Source organism: Rubrivivax sp. JA1055 (assembly GCF_020966565.1).
Classification (GTDB): domain Bacteria; phylum Pseudomonadota; class Gammaproteobacteria; order Burkholderiales; family Burkholderiaceae_C; genus Rubrivivax; species Rubrivivax benzoatilyticus.
Window position 1 is genome coordinate 832,980 of the sequence record NZ_JAJKFP010000006.1, and the last position, 17,881, is coordinate 850,860.

General features: G+C 72.0%; 14 protein-coding genes. 10 read left to right on the top strand and 4 right to left on the bottom strand.

The features are described 5' to 3' along the window. Nucleotides 1-13: 13 nt before the first annotated feature. The 3 genes from glgB to malQ are packed head-to-tail and all read left to right on the top strand — an operon-like array spanning nt 14 to nt 5,752. Nucleotides 14-2,185: a 1,4-alpha-glucan branching protein GlgB gene (glgB, locus tag LOC65_RS13245; RefSeq protein WP_230247812.1), complete on the top strand. Its 2,172-nt coding sequence runs from the start codon at nt 14-16 to the stop codon at nt 2,183-2,185. Next, nucleotides 2,173-4,239 carry a glycogen debranching protein GlgX gene (glgX, locus tag LOC65_RS13250; RefSeq protein WP_009855975.1) on the top strand — a complete coding sequence of 689 codons (2,067 nt, stop codon included), beginning with the start codon at nt 2,173-2,175 and terminating at the stop codon, nt 4,237-4,239. The genes glgB and glgX overlap by 13 nt, the downstream gene beginning before the upstream one ends. A 13-nt stretch (nt 4,240-4,252) precedes the next feature. Beyond that, entirely contained in the window at nt 4,253-5,752 is a 1,500-nt protein-coding gene (malQ, locus tag LOC65_RS13255; RefSeq protein ID WP_009855976.1) for a 4-alpha-glucanotransferase, read from the top strand. 63 nt (nt 5,753-5,815) lie between these two features. Here the strand turns inward: malQ and LOC65_RS13260 are convergent, their stop codons facing one another. The 3 genes from LOC65_RS13260 to LOC65_RS13270 form a co-directional block, all read right to left on the bottom strand. Next, a complete protein-coding gene (locus tag LOC65_RS13260) occupies nt 5,816-6,958 on the bottom strand; it encodes a branched-chain amino acid ABC transporter substrate-binding protein (protein ID WP_230247813.1) in 1,143 nt (380 codons plus the stop codon). Nucleotides 6,959-7,130: 172 nt separating this feature from the next. Next, nucleotides 7,131-7,565 (bottom strand): DNA polymerase III subunit chi, encoded by a 435-nt coding sequence (locus LOC65_RS13265; RefSeq protein WP_009855978.1) that lies wholly within the window; start codon nt 7,563-7,565, stop codon nt 7,131-7,133. A 14-nt stretch (nt 7,566-7,579) separates the two neighbouring features. Then, nucleotides 7,580-9,049 (bottom strand): leucyl aminopeptidase, encoded by a 1,470-nt coding sequence (locus LOC65_RS13270; protein ID WP_009855979.1) that lies wholly within the window; start codon nt 9,047-9,049, stop codon nt 7,580-7,582. Nucleotides 9,050-9,076: 27 nt separating this feature from the next. On the opposite strand from LOC65_RS13270, the gene lptF reads away from it, so the two are divergent. From lptF to LOC65_RS13295, 5 genes are read left to right on the top strand one after another with little or no spacing between them, the layout of a single operon-like run. After that, nucleotides 9,077-10,171, top strand: a complete 1,095-nt coding sequence (lptF, locus tag LOC65_RS13275) for an LPS export ABC transporter permease LptF (protein WP_029718308.1) — start codon at nt 9,077-9,079, stop codon at nt 10,169-10,171. After that, nucleotides 10,168-11,280, top strand: coding sequence for an LPS export ABC transporter permease LptG (gene lptG / locus LOC65_RS13280; protein ID WP_230247814.1), 1,113 nt, complete (start codon nt 10,168-10,170; stop codon nt 11,278-11,280). Before lptF ends, lptG begins: the two co-directional genes overlap by 4 nt. Then, on the top strand, nt 11,277-11,648 hold the full coding sequence (locus LOC65_RS13285; protein ID WP_009855982.1) for a sirohydrochlorin chelatase: 372 nt from the start codon (nt 11,277-11,279) through the stop codon (nt 11,646-11,648). Before lptG ends, LOC65_RS13285 begins: the two co-directional genes overlap by 4 nt. Before the next feature lie 17 nt (nt 11,649-11,665). After that, nucleotides 11,666-12,610 (top strand): CysB family HTH-type transcriptional regulator, encoded by a 945-nt coding sequence (locus LOC65_RS13290; RefSeq protein ID WP_164962257.1) that lies wholly within the window; start codon nt 11,666-11,668, stop codon nt 12,608-12,610. Next, the gene (locus LOC65_RS13295; protein WP_230247815.1) at nt 12,610-13,770 is read left to right on the top strand and encodes a pyridoxal phosphate-dependent aminotransferase; all 1,161 of its coding nucleotides are present in this window, start codon (nt 12,610-12,612) and stop codon (nt 13,768-13,770) included. The genes LOC65_RS13290 and LOC65_RS13295 overlap by 1 nt, the downstream gene beginning before the upstream one ends. A 22-nt stretch (nt 13,771-13,792) precedes the next feature. On the opposite strand, the gene LOC65_RS13300 is transcribed toward LOC65_RS13295, so the two are convergent. Continuing rightward, nucleotides 13,793-15,523 (bottom strand): hypothetical protein, encoded by a 1,731-nt coding sequence (locus tag LOC65_RS13300; protein ID WP_230247816.1) that lies wholly within the window; start codon nt 15,521-15,523, stop codon nt 13,793-13,795. A gap of 538 nt (nt 15,524-16,061) precedes the next feature. Here LOC65_RS13300 and LOC65_RS13305 point away from each other — a divergent pair. Together LOC65_RS13305 and LOC65_RS13310 are read left to right on the top strand one after the other, a co-directional pair. After that, nucleotides 16,062-16,766, top strand: coding sequence for a Crp/Fnr family transcriptional regulator (locus tag LOC65_RS13305; RefSeq protein ID WP_009855919.1), 705 nt, complete (start codon nt 16,062-16,064; stop codon nt 16,764-16,766). 59 nt (nt 16,767-16,825) lie between these two features. After that, nucleotides 16,826-17,875 carry a phosphotransferase gene (locus LOC65_RS13310; RefSeq protein ID WP_230248295.1) on the top strand — a complete coding sequence of 350 codons (1,050 nt, stop codon included), beginning with the start codon at nt 16,826-16,828 and terminating at the stop codon, nt 17,873-17,875. Nucleotides 17,876-17,881: the final 6 nt, after the last annotated feature.

Genomic DNA, 17,881 nt, shown 5'->3' on the forward strand with positions numbered 1-17,881 from the left:
AGAAAGCGTCTTGATGCTCGAGCCCCATGTCGTCGATCTGGTCTGCAGCGGGCGCCACGGCGATCCGTTCTCGGTGCTCGGGCCGCATGCCGACGAGACCGGAACGACCTGGGTCCGGGCCTTCCTGCCGGGTGCGGCGGCGGTCGAGGCGCTGGGCGTCAAGGGCGGCAAACGCGGCAAGCTCGCGCTGCGCCACCCCGACGGCTTCTTTGAAGGCAAGCTGCGCAACGGCGGCCACTACCGCCTGGGCGTGACCTGGCATGACGGCAGCACCGCGGTCATCGAGGACCCGTACCGCTTCGGCGCCGTGCTCGGCGAGATGGACGTCTGGCTGCTCGGCGAAGGCTCGCACCTGCGGCCCTTCGAGGTGCTGGGCGCGACGCCGCGCACCTTCGACGGTGTCGACGGCACCGCGTTCGCGGTCTGGGCGCCCAACGCCGAGCGCGTCTCGGTCGTCGGCGACTTCAACTTCTGGGACGGCCGCCGCCACCCGATGCGGCTGCGGCGCGAGTGCGGCGTCTGGGAGCTGTTCCTGCCCGGCGTCGGCGCCGGCGCACGCTACAAGTTCGAGATCGTGTCGCGCTCGGGCGAGCGGCTGCCGCAGAAGGCCGACCCGTACGCACGCCAGTCCGAGCTGCGCCCGGCGACGGCCAGCGTCGTGTCCCCCATGCCGCTGCCGGTCGCGCCGTCGTCGCAGCGCCAGCACGCCAACGCACTCGACGCGCCGCTGTCGATCTACGAGGTCCATCTGGGCAGCTGGCGGCGCCGGCCCGAGGACGGCAACCGCTGGCTGAACTGGGACGAGCTCGCCGACGAGCTGATCGCCTACGCCCAGGACATGGGCTTCACGCACCTGGAACTGCTGCCGATCAGCGAACACCCGTTCGACGGCTCCTGGGGCTACCAGCCGCTCGGGATGTACGCGCCGACCTCGCGCTTCGGCGACGCCGCGGGCTTCCGCCGCTTCGTCGATCGCGCCCACGAGGCCGGCATCGGCGTGCTGCTGGACTGGGTGCCGGCGCACTTCCCCGGCGACTCCCACGGCCTGGCGCAGTTCGACGGCACCCACCTCTACGAGTACGCCGACCCGCGCGAAGGCTTCCACAACGACTGGAACTCGCTGATCTACAACTACGGCCGCACCGAGGTGCGCAACTTCCTCGTCGGCAGCGCCCTGTACTGGCTGGAGCGCTACGGCGTCGACGGCCTGCGTGTCGACGCGGTGGCCTCGATGCTCTACCGCGACTACAGCCGCAAGGCCGGCGAGTGGATTCCCAACGTGCACGGCGGGCGCGAGAACCTCGAGGCCATCGCCTTCGTCAGGCGCACCAACGAGGTCATCGGCAACGAGCGCGCGCAGGCGGTGACGATCGCCGAGGAGTCGACCGCCTTCCCGGCCGTCTCGCGGCCGACCTACGCCGGCGGCCTGGGCTTCCACTACAAGTGGAACATGGGCTGGATGCACGACACGCTGCAGTACATGTCGCGCGAGCCGGTGCACCGCCGCTTCCACCACGGCGAGATGACCTTCGGCCTGGTCTACGCCTTCCACGAGAACTTCATCCTGCCGCTCTCGCACGACGAGGTCGTGCACGGCAAGGGCTCGCTGCTGGGCAAGATGCCGGGCGACCGCTGGCAGAAGTTCGCCAACCTGCGCGCCTACTACGGTTTCATGTGGGGCCACCCGGGCAAGAAGCTGCTGTTCATGGGCGGCGAGTTCGCCCAGCAGGCCGAGTGGAACCACGACCAGAGCCTGGACTGGCACCTGCTGGCCGACGACCACCACGCCGGCACGCAGCGCCTGGTGCGCGACCTCAACCGCCTCTACCGCGGCAGCCCGGCGCTGTACACGCGCGACTTCAGCGGCGACGGCTTCGAGTGGATCTGCCACGACGCCGCCGACGAGAGCCTGCTGAGCTTCGTGCGCCGCGGCCGCGACGGCCAGCTGATGCTGGTCGTCAGCAACTTCACGCCGGTCGTGCGCCACGCCTACCGCGTCGGCGTGCCGGCCGCCGGGCGCTGGGTCGAACGGCTGAACACCGACTCCGGCTACTACGGCGGCGGCAACGTCGGCACGCCGTTCGGCGCCGCGGCCAGCGAGCCGCAGCCGTGGCAGGGCCGCGACCAGTCCATCGTGGTGACGATCCCGCCGCTGGCCACGGTGTTCTTCGAATGGACCGCCTGACCGGCATGCTCCAGGCCGGCCGCTCGTGGCCGCTGGGCGCGAGCTGGGACGGCCAGGGTGTCAACTTCGCCGTCTTCTCGGCGCACGCCAGCGCCGTCGAGCTGTGCCTGTTCGACGCCGAGGGGGCGCACGAGATCGCACGCGCGGCGCTGCCGGCGCAAAGCAGCGACATCTGGCACGGCTACCTGCCGGGCGCCAAGCCGGGGCTGATCTACGGCCTGCGTGTGCACGGCCCCTGGCGCCCCGAACGCGGCCACCGCTTCAACCCGCACAAGGTGCTGCTGGACCCCTGGGCGCGCGAGATCGTCGGCCGCTTCGACTGGAGCGGCCCGCACTTCGCCAACGACCTCGAGCACCCGGCCGACCTGGACCTGCAGGACAACGCGCGCCAGGCGCTGAAGGCGCGTGTCGTGCACGACCACTATGACTGGCACGGCGACCGCCACCCGCGCACGCCGCTGGCCGACACCGTGATCTACGAGCTGCACGTCAAGGGCTTCACGCGGCGCATGCCCGGCGTGCCCGAGGCGGTGCGCGGCAGCTACGCCGGGCTGGCCTCGGACGCGGCGATCAGCCACCTGCGCCGGCTGGGCGTCACCGCGGTCGAGCTGCTGCCGGTGCACCAGCACCTGGACGAGCAGCGGCTGGTCGCCGGCGGGCTCAGCAACTACTGGGGCTACAACACCGTCGGCTTCTTCTGCCCCGAGCCGCGTTATGCCGCCACTGGCCACCCGCGCGACGAGTTCCGCACGATGGTGCGGCGGCTGCACGCCGCGGGCATCGAGGTCATCCTCGACGTCGTCTTCAACCACACCGCCGAGAGCGACGAACGCGGCCCGACGATCAGCTGGCGCGGGCTGGACAACGCCAGCTGGTACCGGTTGCCGGCCGAGCAACGCTCGGCCTACGAGAACATCACCGGCACCGGCAACGCACTGGACCTGCGCCACCCGCGCGTGCTGCAGATGGTGCTCGACAGCCTGCGCTACTGGGTGCAGGAGATGCATGTCGACGGCTTCCGCTTCGACCTCGCGCCGGTGCTGGCGCGCGGCGACTGGGGTTTCGAGGCCTCGGGCGCCTTCTTCAAGACACTGGCCCAGGACCCGGTGCTCGCCGGCGCCAAGCTGATCGCCGAGCCCTGGGACATCGGCCCGGGCGGCTACCAGCTCGGCCACTTCCCGAGCGACTGGCTGGAGTGGAACGACCGCTTCCGCGACTGCACACGCGCCTTCTGGCTCGGCGGCGACTGCACGCGCGGCGAACTCGCGCTGCGCCTGGCCGGCTCGTCGGACATCTTCCAGGCGCGGCGGCGGCCGCCCGCCGAGTCGGTGAACTACGTCGTCTCGCACGACGGCTTCACGCTCGCCGACCTGGTGTCCTACGACTTCCGCCACAACGAGGCCAACCTCGAGGGCAACCGCGACGGCCACGGCCACAACCTCAGCTGGAACTGCGGCGTCGAGGGCCCGACCGACGACCCCGACGTGCTGCGCCTGCGCCAGCGGCTGCAGCGCGCGCTGCTGGCCACGGCGCTGCTGTCGCAGGGCACGCCGATGCTCGCCGCCGGCGACGAGCTCGGCCACACCCAGCACGGCAACAACAACCCCTACTGCCAGGACAACGAGACCACCTGGATCGACTGGAGCCGCGCCGACGAGTCGCTGATCGCCTTCACCGCCCACGTCATCGCGCTCAGGCGGCGCTACCTGCCGCTGGCCCAGCGCTGGTACACCGGGCTGCAGGACATGCGCGGCCGCCACGACCTCAGCTGGCTGCGCCGCGACGGCCAGGTGATGTCGCTGGCCGACTGGAACGACCGCGTCTCGCGTGTGCTCGGCGCCTACATCGGTGCGCCCGGGCGCACCGACTCGCCGCTGCTGCTGCTGGTCAACGCCGTCGACGCCGACACCGGTTTCCGGCTCCCGCCGGGCGACTGGCACGCCGAGCTCGACACCGCCGAGGCCGACGGCCGCAGCCACTGGCGCGGCGGCGACGTCGACTTCCCGCTGCGCGCACGCAGCCTCGTGCTGCTGCGCAACGCCGCGGCCACCTGACGCGGAGGACACCATGCGCCTGCCCCGATCCAGCGGCATCCTCCTGCACCCCACGTCGCTGCCCGGCCCGCACGGCTCGGGCGACCTGGGGCCGGCGGCCTATCACTTCGTCGACTGGCTCGCGGGTGCCGGCCAGCAGTTGTGGCAGGTGCTGCCGCTGGGCGGCATCGGCCCCGGCGACTCGCCGTACATGAGCCCGTCGGCCTTCGCCGGCAACGTGCTGCTGATCGACCTGGGCGAGCTGCACACCCAGGGCTGGCTGGATGCCGCCGACATCGAGGCGACCTCCGGCCTGTTCGCGACCCACGTCGACTACGGCCGCGTCGGGGCCTTCCGCATGGAGCGGCTGGCACGCGCCGCGGGGCGTTTCGCCGCGGCGGCCGGCGACGAGCAGCGCGAAGCCTTCGACGCCTTCTGCGAGTCGCAGCGCGCCTGGCTCGACGACTACGCGCTGTTCATGGCGCTGAGCGAGGCGCACCAGGGCGCCGACTGGTGCGACTGGGCCCCGGGCCTGGCGCTGCGCCGCCCCGGCGCGCTGTCTGCCGCACGGCGCACGCATGCCGAGCGCATCGGCTTCTGGCGCTTCTGCCAGTGGAGCTTCTTCCGCCAGTGGGCGCAGCTGCGCGCGTACGCCGCGCGCAAGGGCGTGAAGATCGTCGGCGACGCGCCGATCTTCATCGCCCACCACAGCGCCGACGTCTGGGCCCGGCCCGAGCTCTTCGAGCTCGACGCCGAAGGCCGGCCGACCGTCGTCGCCGGCGTGCCGCCGGACTTCTTCAGCGCCACCGGCCAGCGCTGGGGCAACCCGCTGTACCGCTGGAGCGCGCACGCCGCCGAAGGCTACGCGTGGTGGATCGAGCGCCTGCGGCGAACGCTCGAGCTCGTCGACATCGTGCGCATCGACCACTTCCGCGGTTTCGCGGCGCACTGGGAGATCCCGGCCGCGGAGCCGACGGCGGTCAACGGCCGCTGGGTGCCGGGGCCCGGCGCGGCGCTGTTCGAGGCCGTGCAGCAGGCGCTGGGCACGCTGCCGCTGCTGGCCGAGGACCTGGGCGTGATCACGCCCGACGTCGAGGCGCTGCGCCGGCGCTTCGAGCTGCCCGGCATGCTGATCCTGCAGTTCGCGTTCGGCGGCGACGCCGGCAACCGCTACCTGCCGCACCACCACGAACACGACGCCGTGGTCTACACCGGCACGCACGACAACGACACCGTCGCCGGCTGGTGGGCCGGCGCCTCGGACGCCGAGCGCCACTTCGCGCGCGGCTACTGCGGCGTCGACGGCCACGACATGCCGTGGACGCTGATCCGCGCCGCCAGCATGAGCGTCGCCGACACCGCGATCCACCCGATGCAGGACGTGCTCGGCCTGGGCAGTGAACACCGCATGAACCGCCCCGGCGCCCAGGAAGGCTGCTGGCGCTGGCGCTTCCAGTGGCACGACGTGCAGCCCTGGCACGGGCGCCGGCTGCTGGAGTTCAGCCGCCTGTACGGGCGCCTGCCGGCCGCCTGAGGCGGCGCCAGCGCCACGAAAAAGGGCGCCCGAGGGCGCCCTTCGTGTCTGCGCGGAGAAGACTCAGCGCACGACGGCGATCTGCTCGCGCTTGCCCGCCTTGTAGGTGTAGAGCGTCAGGGCGCCGTTCTTGATGTCGCCCTTCTCGTCGAAGGCGATCGTGCCGGTCACGCCTTCGTAGCCGGAGGTCTTGGCCAGCACCGGCAGGTACTTGGCCGGGTCGGCGGAGCCGGCCTTGATCATCGCGTCGGCCATGACCATCGTGGCGTCGTAGACGTACGGGGCGTAGATCTGGACGTCGGCGTTGAACTTCTTCTTGAAGTCGGCCTTGAACTTGTCGAGCTTGACCTTGCCCGAGCCGTCGACACCGCCGGCTTCGGCGCAGAAGACCTGGCTGTCGGCCATCGTGCCGGCGGCCAGCTTGGGCAGCTCGCCCGAGCAGATGCCGTCGCCGCCCATGAACTTGGCGGTGATGCCCAGCTGCTTCATCTGGCGCAGCATCGGGCCGGCCACGGCGTCCATGCCGCCGAAGAAGATGACGTCGGGCTTCTTGGCCTTCAGGCCGGTCAGGATGGCGGTGAAGTCGGTCGCCTTGTCGTTCGTGAACTCGCGGCCGACGACGTTGCCGCCGGCAGCCTTCACGCCCTTGGCGAACTCTTCGGCGACGCCCTGGCCGTAGGCGGTGCGGTCGTCGATGACGGCGATGTTCTTGCCCTTGAGTTCGGTGACGGCGTACTTGCCGAGCGTGCCGCCCAGGTGCACGTCGTCGGCGACGACGCGGAAGGTCGTCTTGTAGCCGTTACGCGTGTACTTCGGGTTGGTGGCCGACGGGCTGATCTGCGGAATGCCGGCGTCCGAGTAGATCTTCGAGGCCGGGATCGTGGTGCCCGAGTTCAGGTGGCCGATGACGCCGTTGACCTTGCTGTCGACGAGCTTCTGCGCCGCGGCGGTGCCTTGCTTCGGGTCGGCCGCATCGTCTTCGGCCAGCAGTTCCCACTTGACCTTCTTGCCGCCGATCGTCGCGCCCTTGGCGTTGAGCTCGTCGATGGCCATGCGGGCGCCGTTCTCGTTGTCCTTGCCCAGGTGCGCGAAGCCACCGCTGGTCGGGCCGACGTGGCCGATCTTGACGACCACGTCCTGGGCGTACACCGCGCCGGTCATCAGGATGGCGGCCGCGCCGACGACCACATTGAGCTTGAATTGCATGCTGGAGAGCCTCCGGTGAAGGTTGTCGAATATCTCGACACTAAGGATGTAAGCGTTGGAACAATACTCGAAAAGCGCCTGCGGCCGACTCCGTGACAGCCCGCGGACGACAAGCGGCGTTTCAGTCCCGCCACAACGCAACAGCCGTGCCCTGTGAATACAGGGTAAATGCCTAGTTATTCGCTGCCGAATGGTGCGTCGGCGCCCATCCGTGCGCTTTCCAGGTGCGCCAGCGCTCCCGCGCTGCACCGGCTTCGTCCGGGCCGTCACCGACGATCTCGATGACGCGCGAAAAGCGTGCAGTCGAGGCCGGCACCTCGGCGCCCAGGTTGACGAGGATGTCGGGGGCCTGGTCGGGCGGTTCGCCGTCGACCAGCCAGATCGGCGTGCGCGCGGCCTGCGCCGTCCCGGCGTTGGCCGCGCTCACGCGCAGGTGGGGCACGAAGTCGCGTTCGTCGAAGGTCCACAGCGCGCGGTCCAGCGCCGCGAGCGTGGGCCCGGGCGCGGTGACGACGACACGCGCGCCCTGGCGGCAGGCCTTTCGCAGCAGCCGGCACGCGAAGCCCAGAGGCTCGGCGATGCCGGTGTGGAAGACGACCTCGGCCACGGCCCCGCGCCGGGTCAGCGCGCGGCGGCGCGCTGCAGCAGGAAGTGCGTCAGCAGCGGCACCGGGCGGCCGGTGGCGCCCTTGGCGGCGCCCGACTTCCAGGCCGTGCCGGCGATGTCCAGGTGCGCCCAGCGCTGGTTGGCGGTGAAGCGCTTGAGGAACATCGCCGCCGTGATCGAGCCACCGGCACGCGGGCCGACGTTGCCCATGTCGGCGAAGCTGCTCTTCAGGCCGTCGTCGTACTCCTCGTCCAGCGGCAGGCGCCAGGCCGGGTCGGCCGCGGCCTCGCCGGCGGCCAGCAGCTCGGCAGCGAGCGCGTCGTCCGGGCTGAAGAGGCCCGAGCGGTGGTGGCCCAGCGCGATGACGCAGGCGCCGGTCAGCGTCGCGACGTCGACGATGGCCGCGGGCTTGAAGCGCTCGGCGTAGGTCAGCGCGTCGCACAGGATCAGCCGGCCCTCGGCATCGGTGTTGAGGATCTCGATCGTCTGGCCCGACAGGCTGGTGACGACGTCGCCCGGCTTCACGGCGCGGCCGCTGGGCAGGTTCTCGCAGGCCGGCACGATGGCCACGACGTTGAGCTTCAGGCCCAGCTCGGCGACGGCGCGCATCGTGCCCAGCACGCTGGCAGCGCCGCCCATGTCGAACTTCATCTCGTCCATCTCGGCCGACGGCTTGATCGAGATGCCGCCGGAGTCGAAGGTGATGCCCTTGCCGACCAGCACCACCGGCGCCTCGGTCTTGGCCGCGCCCTGCCAGCGCGCGACGATGAACTTCAGCGGCTCGTCGGAGCCCTGGGCGACGGCCAGGAAGGCGCCCATGCCCAGCTTCTCGACGTCCTTGCGCTCGAGCACCTCGACCTTCAGGCCGTGTTCCTTGCCCAGCGACTTGGCGGTCTGCGCGAGGTAGGTCGGCGTGCAGTGGTTGCCCGGGCGGTTGGCGCACTCGCGCGCCAGCTCGACGCCGGCGGCAACGGCACGGCCGATGCGCAGGCCTTCGTCGACGGCAGCGGCTTCGGCCTTGGTGCAGACCAGCGTCACCGACGCCAGCTTGGGCGCGGCCGGCGCGCTGGGCTTGGTCGCGCGGTAGACGTACAGGGTGTCGGCGACGGCGGCGACGACGGCCTCGCCGTGCGCGGCCTCCAGCGCCTCGAAGCCGACCGTGGCGATCGCCAGGTCCTTCGTGCCGCCGCTCTTCAGCGCGGCGACGCCCGCGGCGACGGCCTTGCGCAGCGCCTTGGCGCTGGCGGTCTCGCCGGCGGCGACGACGGCCAGGCGGGCGGCCTTCAGGCCCGACACGCGGTGGGCATAGAACACATGACCCGGCTTGAACACGAAGTCACCGGCCTCGACCGCGCTCTCCAGCACCGCCGCGACCGCCTTGGGCAGTCCTTGCGGCAGCGACGCGCCGGCCAGCACGACCAGCAGCGCATCGGCGCTCGTGGCGCCCCAGCCTGCCGAACCTGCAACCTGCGTCTTGAAGTCCATAATTACCCCCATTCAGAAGAGCCGCGGATGTTATTCGATTCAACTGTGCGTCGCGAGCTGGCGCGGACCTTCGGCGCCACCCTCGTCGTGATCCTGACCATCGTGCTGACGATGTTCCTGATCCGCACGATCGGCCAGGCGGCCGGCGGCGTCGTCGCCCCGCAGGACGTCGTGCTGCTGCTGGGCTACGTCGCGCTGGGCCATCTGCCGACGATGCTCGCGCTGTCGCTGTTCGTCGCCGTCGTCGTGACGCTCGGGCGCATGTACCGCGACAGCGAGATGGTGATCTGGTTCGCCGGCGGCATCGGCCTGTCGCGCTTCGTGCGGCCGGTGCTGCGCACGAGCTGGCCGGTGCTGCTGGTCATCGCCGCGCTGCTGCTCTTCGTCTGGCCCTGGGGCAACCGCAACAGCCTCGAGCTGCGCCAGCGCTACGAGCAGCGCTCGGACCTGTCGCGCGTGACGCCCGGCGTCTTCCAGACCTCCAGCGACGGCAGCCGCGTCTTCTTCATCGAGCGCGACACGCGCGAAGGCGCCGACGCGCGCAACGTCTTCATCGTCGCCCAGACCGGCGAGACCGAGAGCGTCACCTCGGCGCGCAGCGGCCGGCTCGAACGCGACGGCGACGACCGCTTCGTCGTGCTCGAGCGCGGCCAGCGCAACGACGTCGACCTGAAGACCGGCGAGAAGGCGCAGTCGAGCTTCGAGACCTACCGCGTCCTGGCCGACGAGAAGCGTGCCCGCGAAGCCGAGCGCCAGCCGCCGAAGGCGATGGACACGCTGGACCTGCTGCAGGACCCGACCCGCCCCAACCAGGGCGAGCTGACCTGGCGCTTCGGCCTGCTGACCGGCGCCGGCAACATGCTGCTGCTGGGCATCGGCCTGGCGGCGACGAACCCGCGGCGCGCGAGCAACTGGAACCTGCTGCTGGCGCTGCTCGGCTTCGTCGTCTACTTCAACCTCATCAACCTGTCCCAGGCCTGGGTGGCCAGCGGCCGCCTGGGCATGGGCGCGGCGCTGGCCGTCGTGCACGGCAGCGCCTTCGCGATCGCGCTGGGCTTGCTGTGGTGGCGCGACCATGCCGCCGTGTTCGCCTGGGGACGCCGCCGGGGAGCCCAGGCATGAGAACCGTCCGCCGCCTGCTCTACCGCGACATCGTCGCCTCGGTGGTCTTCGTCGCGCTGGCCTTTCTGTCGCTGTTCTTCTTCATCGACCTGGTCGAGAAGATGGGCAACGTCGGCCGCGCCGGGCGCACCACCGGCGTCGCGGTGATGTCCGCGCTGCTGGAGCTGCCCGGCCATTTCTACGAGCTGATGCCGATCGCGGTGCTGATCGGCACGATCTATTCGCTGGCGCGGCTGGCTCAGTCCTCCGAGTTCACGATCCTGCGCACCGGCGGCCTGGGGCCGGGCCGGGCGCTGTCGCTGCTGGCGGTGCTGGGCGTCGTCTTCGGCGCCATCACCTTCGCCGTCGGCGACTACGTCGTGCCGGTGGCCGAGCGCAAGGCCGTGGCCGTCAAGGCCCTGGCCGCTGGCGGCATGCGCGTCGGGCGCACCGGCGCCTGGCTGAAGGAGAAGCGCATGACGCCCGAGGGCGAGCGCAGCTACTCGGTCAACCTCGCCGGCACGACGCCCGACGGGCGCCTGAGCGGCATCCGCATCTTCGAGTTCGGCGCCGACGGACGGCTGTCGGTGCGCATCGCGGCGAAGACCGGCACCGTCGCCGCCGACGGCACCTGGACGCTGTCGGAGGCCGAGGTCACGCGCTGGCCCGACGTGCGCCTGCGCGAGCCTGCCGGCGTCGTCGAGCAGCGCCTGCCCGAGCTGCGCTGGGCCAGCACGCTGACGCCCGAGGTCGTCGCCGCCGCGGTCATGCCGCGCGAGACCATGACCACCGCCGACCTGTGGCGCTACAGCGTGCACCTGTCGGACCAGGCGCAGGCCACGCAGAGCTACGAGATCCTGTTCTGGAAGAAGGCGCTGTACCCGCTGGCCTGCCTGGTGATGACGGCGCTGGCCCTGCCCTTCGCCTACCTGCACGCACGCGCCGGCAGCGTCAGCCTGAAGGTCTTCGGCGGCATCATGCTGGGCATCAGCTTCGTGCTGCTGAACAACCTCGCCGGCCACGTCGGGCTGCTGCGCGACTGGACCCCCTGGATCGCCGCGGCCACGCCCAGCCTGCTGTACCTGCTGATGTCGCTGGCCGCCTTCACCTGGCTGGTGCGCTACCGATGAGCCGCGGCCTGATCCTCTTCGCCCACGGTGCACGCGACCCGCGCTGGGCCGAGCCTTTCGAGGCCGTCGCCGCCCAGGTGCGCGCCGCGCGCCCCGGCGTCGCGGTGCGTCTGGCCTTCCTGGAGTTCATGGCGCCGGACCTGGCGAGCGCCGGCGACGAGCTGGCCGCCGCGGGCTGCACCGAGGTCGCCGTCGTGCCGCTGTTCCTGGGCGCCGGCGGCCATGTGCGCCGCGACGTGCCGGGCCTGCTGCAGGCCCTGGCCGAACGCCACCCGGGCACACGCTTCACGCTGCAGCCGGCCGTCGGCGAAGCGCCGGAAGTCGTCGCCGCGATGGCCGCGGCAGCCGCGCGTGCGCTCGGCACCTGACCCATGACGAGGCCTGGATGAACCTGCACCAGTTCCGATTCGTCCAGGAGGCGGTGCGCCGCAACCTGAACCTCACCGAGACCGCCAAGGCGCTGTTCACCTCGCAGCCCGGCATCAGCAAGGCGATCCTCGAACTCGAGGAGGAGCTCGGCGTCGACATCTTCGCCCGCCACGGCAAGCGCCTGCGCCGCGTCACCGAGCCCGGCCAGGAGGTGCTGAAGTCGATCGAGATCATCATGCGCGAGGTCAGCAACCTCAAGCGCATCGGCGAGCAGTTCTCCAAGCAGGACGCGGGCACGCTGTCGATCGCGACGACGCACACCCAGGCGCGCTACTTCCTGCCCGGGCCGGTGGCCCAGCTGCGCAAGCGTTTCCCCAAGGTGCAGGTCGTGCTGCACCAGGGCATGCCCGAGCAGGTGGCACGCATGCTGCTGGACGACGTCGCCGAGATCGGCCTGGCGACCGAGGCGCTGTCCCACTACGACGACCTCGTCACCCTGCCCTGCTACGAATGGCAGCACGTGATGGTGGTGCCGCCGGATCACCCGCTGGCCAGCGTGGAGCGCATCACGCTGGAGCAGCTGGCCGCCGAGCCGCTGGTGCTCTACCACGCCACCGTCTCGGGCCGCACGCGCATCGACCAGGCCTTCGCACGCGCCCGGCTCAAGCCTTCGGTGGCGCTGGAGGCGATCGACTCCGACGTCATCAAGACCTACGTGCGCCTCGGGCTGGGTGTCGGCATCGTCGCCGAGACCGCGGTGCGCGAAGACCCGCCCGGCGGCGACCTCGTCTGGCGCCCGCTGGGCCAGCTCTTCGGCGCCAACGTCACGCGCGTGGCCTTCAAGCGCGGCGCCTACCTGCGCCACTTCGTCTACGCCTTCGCCGAACAGCTGTCCGACCGCCTGACCGCCTCGCTGGTGCAGCGCGCGATGGCCGGCGAAGGCAGCGACTACGACCTCTGATGACCGCACCCCGCACCCCTCAGCTGCCCAGCCGCCTGCCCCACGTCGGCACGACGATCTTCAGCGTGATGTCGGCGCTGGCCGCCGAGTGCGGCGCCGTCAACCTCGGCCAGGGCTTCCCCGACTTCGACTGCGACCCGGCGCTGCTCGACCGCGTCAACGACGCGATGCGCGAGGGCCTGAACCAGTACCCGCCGATGGCCGGCGTGCCGGCGCTGCGCCAGGCCGTCGCGGCCAAGATCGCCGCGCTCTACGGCCGCGCCTACGACCCCGAGCGCGAGATCACCGTCACGGCCGGCGCCACCCAGGCCATCCTGACCGCGGTGCTGGCCTGCGTGCACCCGGGCGACGAGGTCGTCGTGCTCGAGCCCTGCTACGACAGCTACGCGCCGAACATCGAGCTGGCCGGCGGCACCGTCGTGCGCGTGCCGCTGACGCCGGGCACCTTCCGCCCCGACTTCGCGCGCATCGCCGCGGCGATCGGGCCGCGCACCCGCGCGATCATCGTCAACACGCCGCACAACCCGGCGGCGGTGGTCTGGACGCGCGCCGAGATGCAGCGCCTGGCCGAGATCCTGGCGCCGACCGAGGTGCTGCTGATCGCCGACGAGGTCTACGAACACATGGTGTTCGACGGCGCCGGGCACGTCAGCGCCTCGGCTATCCCCGAACTGGCCGCGCGCGCCTTCGTCGTCTCCAGCTTCGGCAAGACCTTCCACGTCACCGGCTGGAAGGTCGGCACGGTGGCGGCACCCGCGGCGCTGACGGCCGAGTTCCGCAAGGTGCACCAGTTCAACGTCTTCACGGTGAACACGCCGATGCAGCACGCGCTGGCGCGTTACCTCGCCGACCCGGCGCCCTACCTCGGCCTGGCGGCCTTCTACCAGCGCAAGCGCGACCTGTTCCGCGCCGGGCTGGCCGCCAGCCGGCTGAAGCTGCTGCCCTGCGAAGGCAGCTACTTCCAGAGCGTCGACTACTCGGCCGTTTCGGACCTGCCCGAAGCGGATTTCTGCCGCTGGCTGACGCGCGAGGTCGGCGTCGCGGCGATCCCGATCTCGGCCTTCTACGACGGCGGTTTCGAGCAGCGCATCGCGCGGCTGTGTTTCGCCAAGCGCGACGACACGCTCGAACGCGCGCTCGAGCGACTGGCGCGGCTCTAGGCCCGGCGCTGCGGGCGCCGGTTCAGTCGCTGCGTGGCGGAGCCGGGTCGACGCCCGGGCGCGCCGCGGCGTCGGGCTCGGCGTCCAGCACGCTGAGGTCCAGGTCCAGCGACGGCGGCGCCACCGGCTCGACGACGCCGGGATCGAAGACCGACTCGCGCTCCAGCGTCAGGTACGGGTGCGGCGAGGTCGCGCCGAACTCGACCTGGTCGGTCTCGGCCAGCGGCAGCAGCAGGTCGACGGCACCGCTCTCGACCGCCTCGCGGTCCAGCAGGTCGCGCGCCAGCGAGTACAGGAACAGCACCTCGCGGTAGGCCGGCAGCTCGAACAGGTCGCCACGCGACTTGCGGAACAGCAGCGCCTCGAGCTCGGCCATCGCGTCCACCGGACGCGGCCAGACCTGCTGCAGGCGCGGCAGCACGCCGGGGTAGTCCTCCAGCGAACGGCCCTGCTGCAGGTCGGCGTCCCAGTCGGGCGCGTAGCCGTTGAAGCGGCGGTTGAAACGCTCGCGCGTGCGTTCGTAGGCCTCGCGCTCGCCACGGCGGCGGTAGATCTCCAGCAGCTTCAGGTAGGGCAGCGGGCTGCCGCCGCCGGTGTCGCGCAGGTGCTCCACCAGCAGGTCGACGGCGGCCTCGTCCTGGCCGAGCACGATGAAGAACTCGGCCTGCTGCTCCAGGTCGAGCAGCTCCTCGATCGTCACGTCGCGCGGCGCGGCCTCGTCCAGGCGCGGCGCTGCCGCCTGCACCTGGGTGCGCTCGGGGTGGAACTCATGGACCTCCGGGACCGGCGACGCCGGCAGCGGCGGCCGCGGCGCCGGCGTGGCGACCGGCGGCGGCATCTGGATCTCGCTGGTCATCAGCGGCAGCTGCGAGGTCGGCGTCGGCGGGCGCGGCGGCGCCTCGGCCGCGGCGGCCCGGCGCCAGGCGCGCTCGCGCTCCTGTTGCAGCGCACGCAGCCGCCACCACAGGCCGCCGGCCAGCGCCAGCAGCGCCGCGATGGCCAGCAGCAGCGGCAGCCGCCAGTGGTCCTCGCGCGCGGCAGCGAGCTCGCGCCGCAGTTCGGCGACGAGCTTGCGGCTCTGTTCGGCCTCGCTGCGCAGCTGGCCGACCGTCTGTTCCATCGCCGCCAGGCGGGCCTCGGCGGCGGACGCCGCGGCGGTGGCCGCCTCGGCGGCACTGGCGGCGCGGGCGACTGCCTCGATGGCGTCCTGGACCGCGCTGGCCGCCGCAGCCGTGGCCTGGGCACGCGCCGGCACGGGCTCGACCGGGTCGAGCCTCAGGCGCGGAGCGGCGGCCGCGGCGCGCGGTGCGGCCGGCCGGCGCGGCTGCGCCTCGGCGGCCGGCGCCGGGCGGCGCGTCGTGCCGTCGGCGCGCGCGGCGGGCGCTCGCGCGGCAGGCGTCGCGTCGGCCCTCGCGGGCGGCAGCACCGCGGCCGGCGCAGACGCGGCGACCGGCGGCGCGAGCTCGACCGGCCGCGCCTGCGGCACCGCCGCGGCGATCACCGTCGCGGCGACGGGCGGCGGGTCGGCGAACAGCACGAAACGGCGCGACAGCCGCGACGGGCAGCCGACGGCCAGCGTCACGGTGACCACCGGCTCGTCGATCGTCGTCTCGGTGAGCACGCGCATGCGCAGCGCGTCGGGGCCGGCCTCGGCCTGCACGCGCACCAGCGCCGCCGGCAGCACGCGGTCGCCGGAGATGACCTCGGCGCGCACGCACTCGGGGGCCAGCTCGTCGCCCGGGTCCAGCCGCATCGTCGCGGCAAAGGACAGGGGCCGGCCCAGGACCGCGCCCTGGTCGGCATGCGCCCACCCGAGCGCTGAGGCGCTCTGGGCTGCCGACAACAGGGCAGTGGCGATCCAGAGCGTTGACGTTGGCCGCTTCTCTTGCATTCTTGGTTTGGTCGCGGGCGAGGCGCGGGGCACTCTATCACGAAGGGTTACAACTGGGACCTCAAGCGCCGCGCCCGGCCGCCGAAGGACGAAAGCGTCCGGGAGCACCCCGGGCACGGCCCGGCGGATCGAACGCATCCTAGCCCAGGCCCATCGCGGCGCACCCGCTGCCCGCCGCATCGAGCCGGCTGCCGGCGAACCGAAGTCACGAACCGCCCTCCCGCGTGCATTGCACGCCATGGCCCGGCGCGCGCCGCTCCCCGATTCGGGGCGTCGGCCGCGCCGCAAGGCAACAAACTGTAAACCAGCGCCGGACACGCCCCGGCGCCGCGGCGACAGGCGGGCGCCCGGCGAGGCCGCAGAATCGGCAGGCCCCTTTTTGTCGCCGCCGAGACAAGACATGCCGACCCCGGTTCTTACACTCGAAGAGCGCCAGAACGTCGAAACCGGCGCCTGGTTTGCCAAGCTCTCGCCCACCCTGCGCCATGACATCCTCGAACGCTCGCACGTGCGCCGCCTGCCCGACGGTGCGCCGCTGGTGGCGCGCGGCGCCCGCGCCGAGGAATGGTGCGGCGTCGCCCGCGGCGCGGTGCGCATCAGCACCATCTCGCTGGGCGGCAAGCAGGTGACGCTGACCTACGCCGAGCCGGGCGTCTGGTTCGGCGACATCGCGCTGTTCGACGGCCTGCCGCGCACCCATGACGCCGACGCCCACGGCGAGACCACGCTGCTCGTCGTGCGCAAGCCCGACTTCCGCGAGCTGCTGGCCCGCCACGTCGAGCTCTACGAGGCGCTGCTGCGCCTGAACTGCCGCCGCCTGCGGCTGATGTTCGACCACTTCGAGGACGTCAACACGCGCCCGCTGCAGGCCCGGCTGGCGCGCCAGCTGCTGCTGCTGGCGCGCAGCTACGGCGTCGAGGAAGGCGACGAGCTGCGCATCGGCCTGCAGCTCGCGCAGGAAGACCTGGCGCAACTGCTCGGCGCCTCGCGCCAGCGCGTGAACCAGGAGCTGAAGGGCTTCGAACGCGACGGCGCGATCCGCGTCGAGCCGACGCGGCTGGTCGTGCTGGCGCGCGAGAAGCTGATGGAGATCGCCGAGCGCTGAGCCGCGACGCCGAACGAAAACAGGAGACCCCCTTGGACACCTACACCGGCACCCGCCCGATGGCCGCCAGCCATGCCTTCGACGTCGCCGCGCTCGAGCGCTGGCTGGCGCACGAGCTGCCCGGCTTCCAGGGCCCGCTGAGCGTCGAGCAGTTCAAGGGCGGGCAGTCCAACCCGACCTACAAGCTCGTCACGCCCGGGGGCGCCTGGGTGATGCGCACCAAGCCGGGCCCGGCGGCGAAGCTGCTGCCGTCGGCGCACGCCATCGAACGCGAGTTCCGCGTCATGCAGGCGCTGGCCGCCACCGAGGTGCCGGTGCCGCGCATGGTCGCGCTGTGCGAGGACGAGTCGGTCATCGGCCGGGCCTTCTACCTGATGGGCTTCGTCGAGGGCCGGGTCTTCTGGGAGCAGTCGCTGCCGGGCATGACGCCGGCCGAACGTGCCGCGATCTACGACGAGAGCAACCGCGTCATCGCGGCGCTGCACCGCGTCGACGTCGCCGCTGCCGGCCTGGCCGACTATGGCCGCCCGGGCAGCTACTTCGAGCGCCAGATCGCGCGCTGGAGCAAGCAGTACCAGGCCTCGGTCACCGAGCCGATCGCCGAGATGGACCGGCTGATCGACTGGCTGCCCGCGCACCTGCCGGCCAGCGCCCGCGACGAGACGCAGGTCTCGGTGGTGCACGGCGACTTCCGCCTCGACAACCTCGTCTTCGCGCCCGATGCGCCGCGTGTCGTCGCCGTGCTCGACTGGGAGCTGTCGACGCTGGGCCACCCGCTGGCCGACTTCAGCTACCACTGCATGGCCTGGCACATCCCGCCGGGCACCTTCCGCGGCATCGGCGGGCTGGACCTGGCCGCGCTGGGCATCCCGACCGAGGCCGAGTACGTGCGCCGCTACGCCGAACGCACCGGCCGCGCCGACCCCGACACGCTGATGGCCGACTGGGACTTCTACCTCGCCTACAACCTGTTCCGGCTGGCCTCGATCACGCAGGGCATCGCCAAGCGCGTCGTCGACGGCACGGCGTCCAGCGCCCAGGCCAAGGCCACCGGGGCCGCCACGCGGCCGCTGGCGGAGATGGCCTGGCTGTTCGCGTCGCGCGCCTGAGCGCCC